Raw genomic sequence first — 6,000 nt, 5'->3', positions numbered from 1 at the left:
GTAAAGACACTGCCCACCCGCCCCCACCTTGCACCTCGTCCCACCTTCCGCTATAGAGCCGCCACCCGCGTAGACACCCTTGGAGGCAACGCGGCGGAAGGCTGTCCGGCCTGACGTGATCCCAAAAAGATTTTGGACCAGATCATGTAAGGCCATGACGGCTTTCGACGTTTACGGCCCCAGGCACCTCGCCGGCCGCGAACGCTCCAGAACAACGCGAAAGGAAATGCCATGAGCGATACTTACGAGCTCAAGGCCGAAGCGCGCGAACAGGTCGGTAAGGGGTCCGCCCGTGCAGTTCGCCGCAACGGTAAAGTGCCTGCAGTAATATACGGCGACAAGCAGCCTCCCCTGGCGATTGCGCTGACCTACAAGGACATCTACTACAAGATCCATGGCGGCGGGTTCCTGACCACGATCGCCACGATTGATGTCGACGGCAAGAAGATCCAGGTCCTGCCCAAGGACTACCAGCTTGACCCGGTCAGGGATTTCCCGGTCCATGTCGACTTCCTGCGCATCGGCAAGGACACCGAAGTCAATGTCGACGTGCCGGTCCACTTCATCAACGAGGACAAGTCGCCCGGCATCAAGCGCGGCGGCGTGCTCAACATCGTGCGTCATGAAGTCGAGTTCCACTGCCCGGCCAATGCGATCCCGGAATTCATCACCGTCGATCTCACCGGCACCGATATCGGCGATTCGATCCACATCTCGGCGGTCAAGCTGCCGGCCGGCGTCAAGCCGGTGATCTCCGACCGCGACTTCACCGTCGCGACCATTGCCGGCTCCGCGGCGATGAAGCCGGAGGCGGAAGAGACGGTCGAAGCGGCTGAACCCGAAGCGGCTCCTGCCGACGAAGAGAAGTAATCCCTTTCCGCCCGGAGGTGACGATGCTGCTGTTTGCAGGCCTCGGCAATCCGGGCGCGAAATACGCCAACAACCGGCACAATGTCGGCTTCATGGCGGCGGACGCAATCGCCCGCCGCCACGCTTTTTCGCCCTGGTCGAAGAAGTTCCAGGGGCTGATCGCCGAAGGTACGCTTGCCGGCGAAAAGGTCATCCTGATCAAGCCGCAGACCTTCATGAACAATTCAGGCCAGTCGATCGGCGAAGCGCTGCGCTTCTATAAGCTCACTCCCTCGGCGCTCACCGTGTTCTATGACGAGATCGACCTCGCCGACGGTAAGGTCCGCGTCAAGACCGGCGGCGGCGCCGGCGGTCACAACGGCATCCGCTCGGTCGACGGCCATGTCGGCAACGCTTACCGCCGCGTGCGCATCGGCGTCGGCCATCCCGGCGTCAAGGAATTCGTCCAGCATCATGTGCTTGGCGATTTCGCCAGGGCCGATCGCGAATGGCTGGAGCCGCTGCTCGACGCCATCGGTGATCATGCCGACTTGATCGTGAGGGGTGATGAGCCCGGCTTCATGAACAAGGTCAGTGTTGCCGTCCAGCGAAAGACCGGCGTCGCGCCCGAGCCGGAAAAGCCCGGGCCAAAACAACAGGGTGCAAAACAGCAGAGCCACGTCCGTCAGGCGCGACCGCAGCAGCCGGCGGTCAAGCTGCCCGAAACCGGCCCGATGGCCGCCATGCTGAAGAAGCTGTTCGGCGGCAAGGATTGAGCCTCGCCACGGATCGGGGCGGGAGGGCTTGACGATCGTCGGCGCTTTCGCCCATAGCCCTCATCAAATTTCGATTTCCCGATAGGACCGGATAAAAAATGGGTTTCAAATGCGGCATCGTTGGCTTGCCCAACGTCGGCAAGTCGACGCTTTTCAACGCGCTGACCAGGACGGCGGCGGCGCAGGCCGCCAACTATCCGTTCTGCACCATCGAACCGAACACCGGCGAGGTGGCGGTGCCGGACCCGCGCCTGCAGAGGATCGCGGCGATCGGCAAGTCCAAGGAGATCATCCCGACCCGCATCTCCTTCGTCGACATCGCCGGCCTGGTGCGCGGCGCCTCGAAAGGCGAAGGGCTGGGGAACCAGTTCCTGGCCAATATCCGCGAGGTCGACGCCATCGTTCACGTGCTGCGCTGCTTCGAGGATGATGACATCACCCATGTCGAAGGCCGCATCGATCCCGTTGCCGACGCCGAGACCGTCGAGACCGAGCTGATGCTCGCCGACCTCGACAGCCTCGAGCGCCGCATCGTGCAGTTCCGCAAGCGCGCTTCCGGCAAGGACAAGGAGGCGCTGACCGTGCTGCCGATGATGGAAGCCGCTCTCGAACTCCTGCAGGCCGGCAAGCCCGCCCGCATCCTGCTCAAAGGTATCTCCGCGGAGGATCTGCGCATCCTGCAGGGGCTGAATCTGCTGACGTCGCACCCCGTGCTCTATGTCTGCAATGTCGCCGAAGCCGATGCCGCCACCGGCAATGCACACACCAAGGCGGTCGAACAGATGGCTGCCGCGCAAGGCGCCCGCACCGTGGTGATTTCCGCGGCGATCGAAGCCGAGGTCGCGCAGCTCAGCGACGAAGAGGAAATGGAATTCCTCGCGACGCTGGGCCTCGATGAGCCTGGCTTGAACAAGGTGATCCGCGCCGGCTACGAGCTGCTGCAGCTCATCACCTATTTCACCGTCGGCCCGAAGGAGACACGCGCCTGGACCGTGCACAAGGGCGCCAAGGCGCCGCAGGCGGCAGGCGTCATCCATACCGATTTCGAGCGCGGCTTCATCCGCGCCCAGACCATCGCCTACAACGACTTCGTCACGCTGGGCGGCGAAGTGGCGGCCAAGGAGGCCGGCAAGGCGCGCGACGAAGGCAAGGAGTATGTCGTCCAGGACGGCGACATCATGCTGTTCAAGTTCAACACGTGAGCTGACCGACGGTGCCTTCTTCCTTCTCCCCTTGTGGGAGAAGGTGGATTGGCGCGCAGCGCCAAGACGGTTGAGGGGTGTTGGCCGGAGCGCTGTCGGTGCCAAGCTGGAACACCCCTCATCCGACCGAGCGGAGCCTGTCCTCGGGCTTGCCGAAGGCAAGACCCGTGGGCTCGGCCACCTTCTCCCACAAGGGGAGAAGGAGGAGACTGGACGGGCCCTTTCCGCGCGGCTTGACTGCCCGCAATGCCCGGTCTAAGGGGCGTTTGCACCGGCCCGTGCTTTCGTCGAAAGCGCCTGTCCCGTGCAATCCGAAACGACGCGCCCGCTCGAACCCATCCTTTTGGCCTCAGCAAGGGAGACCCGGTGATGATCAAGGCATTCGTCGTGGACAATGATCGCCTGCGCCTCGCCGACGATCTCTTGGCAAACAGCGACAAGGTCGTCTGGGCCGATCTTCTGAACCCGACAAAGGAAGAGGAAGCGGCCATCGAGGCCTGGCTCGGTGTTGCCATTCCGACGCGCGAGGAGATGGAGGAGATCGAGATTTCCAGCCGCCTTTACGTCGAGGACGGGGCCTATTTCATGACCGCCATTCTGCCGGCCCAGACCGAGGCCGACGATCCCCTGATGTCGCCGGTCACCTTCGTGCTGGCCGGCAACAGGCTGATCACCGTGCGCTATCACGAACCGAAGGCCTTCAAGACGTTTCCGCTGCGCGCCGAGAAGGTGGCGACCGGCTGCACCAGCGGCGACACCATCCTGATCGGCCTGCTGGAGGCGATCGTAGACCGCCTCGCCGACATTCTGGAGCGCGCCGGCCGCGACATCGAGACGATCTCGCGCGACATCTTCGAGGCACGCTCGACCAAGGTTTCCAAGCGCAACCGCGACTTCCAGGAATTGCTCAAGGCGATCGGCCGCAAGGAGGACATCGCCTCCTCGATCCGCGACAGCCTGATTTCACTGCAGCGGCTCGCCGGTTTTCTCGCCCACGCCTCGACGCAGACCAAAATGAGCAAAGACATCCGCGCGCGCATCAAGACCTTGTCGCGCGATGTGCTGTCGCTCGCCGACCACGCCACCTTCCTGTCGCAGAAGATCAACTTCCTGCTCGACGCGACGCTCGGCATGATCTCGATCGAGCAGAACGCCATCATCAAGATCTTCTCCGTCGCCGCAGTCATCTTCCTGCCGCCGACGCTGGTCGCTTCGATCTACGGCATGAATTTCGACATCATGCCCGAGCTCAAATGGCAGCTCGGCTATCCCTTCGCCATCGGCCTGATGATCGTGTCGGCGATCCTGCCTTTCTGGTATTTCCGCCGCCGCGGCTGGTTGTAGCTTCTATTCCGTTGGGCGCGATGGCCTGGCGCGCCAGAAATTACTTGACCAAATTGCGCCCTGCCTGCATCCGGGAACCCCGATCCGTGGCGATCGTACAAACTTGAACCGGATTCCAGACCATGACCGGAAAGATTTGGGCCTATGAGGATTTCGTCGAGGGCGCCTCGCTCGACCTCGGGACGAAGCTGGTGAGTGCGGCCGAGATCATCGAATTCGCGCAAGAGTTCGATGCGCAGCCGATGCATCTCGACGAGGCGGCGGGCAAGGCCAGCATCCTTGGCGGGCTGGCAGCCTCCGGCTGGCACACTTGCGCGATGTTCATGCGCATGCTGTGCGACGCCTTCCTGCTGAACTCGACCTCGCAAGGCGCCCCCGGCGTCGACCAGGTCCGATGGAAGAAGCCGGTGCTGGCCGGCGACATCTTGACCGGCAACACCACCGTCCTTGCCAAGCGCCTGTCCAAGTCCAAGCCCCAGCTCGGCCTCGTCACCCTACGCAGCGAGCTTTTCAACCAGCGTGGCGAAGGCGTCTTCGAACTCGAGAACACCGTCATGTTCCTGACGCGAGGGGCCAGCGCGTGAGCCTCGACGAGTTCTTCTGCATCGGCGTCACCGTCACGCTCGGTTCGCATACATTCGAACCCGAGGCGATCAAGGCGTTCGCCAGGAAATACGATCCTCAGATATTCCATCTCGACGAAGAGGCGGCGAAGAAGAGCGTATTCGGCGGCCTGTGCGCCTCGGGCTGGCACACAGCTGCAACCTGGATGAAATTGAACCTCGAGACCGGCGTGGAAGCCGGGGGCGCCCGCTGGGTCGGCGCAGGACCCGCACCCGAATTCGGCCCCTCGCCCGGTTTCAAGAACCTCAAATGGCTGAAGCCCGTCTATGCCGGAGAAACCGTGACATTCACCCGCACAGCGCTTGCCCACCGCCCCATCATGTCACGGCCGGGCTGGCGGCTGCTCACGCTTCGCTCGGAGGCCTTCGATTCGACCGGCGACAGGGTCATCGAGTTCGAAAGCGCCGTGCTGGTCAAGGTGGGATAGGATAGTCTCTTCCTTCTCCCCTTGTGGGAGAAGGTGGCCGAGCGAAGCTCGGTCGGATGAGGGGTGCTCCAGCTTGGCACTGCGGCACTCCGTCCAACACCCCTCTTCCGTCTCGGCGCTGCGCGCCGATCCACCTTCTCCCACAAGGGGAGAAGGCAGAACACTCTCTCAATGCCCTTCGAATCCGATCAGCGTCCTGACCGGCACGCCGAGCGCCTCCAGCTTCTGACGTCCGCCGAGGTCCGGCAGGTCGATGACGAAGCAGGCGGCGAGAATGTCGGCGCCGATCTGCCGCAACAGCTGGACCGCCGCCGCCGCCGTGCCGCCGGTGGCGATCAGGTCGTCGACCAGGATCACCTTCTCACCCGGAGATACGCCATCCCTGTGCATCTCCATCTCGTCCAGCCCGTATTCGAGGCTGTAGGCGACGCGCACCGTCTCGTAAGGCAGCTTGCCCTTCTTGCGGATCGGCACGAAGCCGGCCGAAAGCTGATGGGCGACGGCGCCGCCAAGGATGAAGCCGCGCGCCTCGATGCCGGCGATCTTGTCGACTTTCTGGCCGGCATAGGGATGCACCAGCTCGTCGATGGCGCGGCGGAAGGCGCGCGCATTGCTTAGCAGCGTGGTGATGTCGCGAAACAGGATGCCCGGCTTGGGATAGTCCGGAATGGTGCGGATCGCGGCAAGCAGCGTGTCTTCGAGCGAAGGTTTCATGGGGCGGCTCTCCGGGGCATTCGTCCGATTCGACTTGAAGACCTGAAAAGGAACTCCGGCCGAT

7 protein-coding genes are annotated in these 6,000 nt (G+C 63.1%); 6 read left to right on the top strand and 1 reads right to left on the bottom strand.

All coding sequences use genetic code 11. The annotated features are described in order from the left end of the window. Nucleotides 1-231: 231 nt before the first annotated feature. The 6 genes from EOA78_RS25240 (at nucleotide 232) to EOA78_RS25215 (ending at nucleotide 5,222) form a co-directional block, all read left to right on the top strand. Nucleotides 232-870, top strand: coding sequence for a 50S ribosomal protein L25/general stress protein Ctc (locus EOA78_RS25240; protein ID WP_065011952.1), 639 nt, complete (start codon nucleotides 232-234; stop codon nucleotides 868-870). Between the two features lie 23 nt (nucleotides 871-893). After that, a complete protein-coding gene (pth, locus tag EOA78_RS25235; RefSeq protein WP_127317482.1) occupies nucleotides 894-1,625 on the top strand; it encodes an aminoacyl-tRNA hydrolase in 732 nt (243 codons plus the stop codon). A 98-nt stretch (nucleotides 1,626-1,723) separates the two neighbouring features. Continuing rightward, the gene (gene ychF / locus EOA78_RS25230; RefSeq protein ID WP_127317481.1) at nucleotides 1,724-2,827 is read left to right on the top strand and encodes a redox-regulated ATPase YchF; all 1,104 of its coding nucleotides are present in this window, start codon (nucleotides 1,724-1,726) and stop codon (nucleotides 2,825-2,827) included. A 369-nt stretch (nucleotides 2,828-3,196) separates the two neighbouring features. Beyond that, on the top strand, nucleotides 3,197-4,171 hold the full coding sequence (gene corA / locus EOA78_RS25225; protein ID WP_127317480.1) for a magnesium/cobalt transporter CorA: 975 nt from the start codon (nucleotides 3,197-3,199) through the stop codon (nucleotides 4,169-4,171). A gap of 122 nt (nucleotides 4,172-4,293) precedes the next feature. Next, nucleotides 4,294-4,755, top strand: coding sequence for a MaoC family dehydratase (locus EOA78_RS25220; protein ID WP_127317479.1), 462 nt, complete (start codon nucleotides 4,294-4,296; stop codon nucleotides 4,753-4,755). Next, the gene (locus tag EOA78_RS25215) at nucleotides 4,752-5,222 is read left to right on the top strand and encodes a MaoC family dehydratase (RefSeq protein WP_127317478.1); all 471 of its coding nucleotides are present in this window, start codon (nucleotides 4,752-4,754) and stop codon (nucleotides 5,220-5,222) included. Before EOA78_RS25220 ends, EOA78_RS25215 begins: the two co-directional genes overlap by 4 nt. Before the next feature lie 168 nt (nucleotides 5,223-5,390). On the opposite strand, the gene EOA78_RS25210 is transcribed toward EOA78_RS25215, so the two are convergent. Next, entirely contained in the window at nucleotides 5,391-5,936 is a 546-nt protein-coding gene (locus EOA78_RS25210) for an adenine phosphoribosyltransferase (RefSeq protein ID WP_127317477.1), read from the bottom strand. Nucleotides 5,937-6,000 lie beyond the last annotated feature (64 nt).

This window comes from Mesorhizobium sp. M5C.F.Cr.IN.023.01.1.1 (genome assembly GCF_003997585.1).
Taxonomy (GTDB): Bacteria; Pseudomonadota; Alphaproteobacteria; order Rhizobiales; family Rhizobiaceae; genus Mesorhizobium; species Mesorhizobium wenxiniae.
The sequence above is the reverse complement of the archived record's forward strand: the minus strand, read 5'-3'. Positions and strand labels throughout refer to the sequence as shown.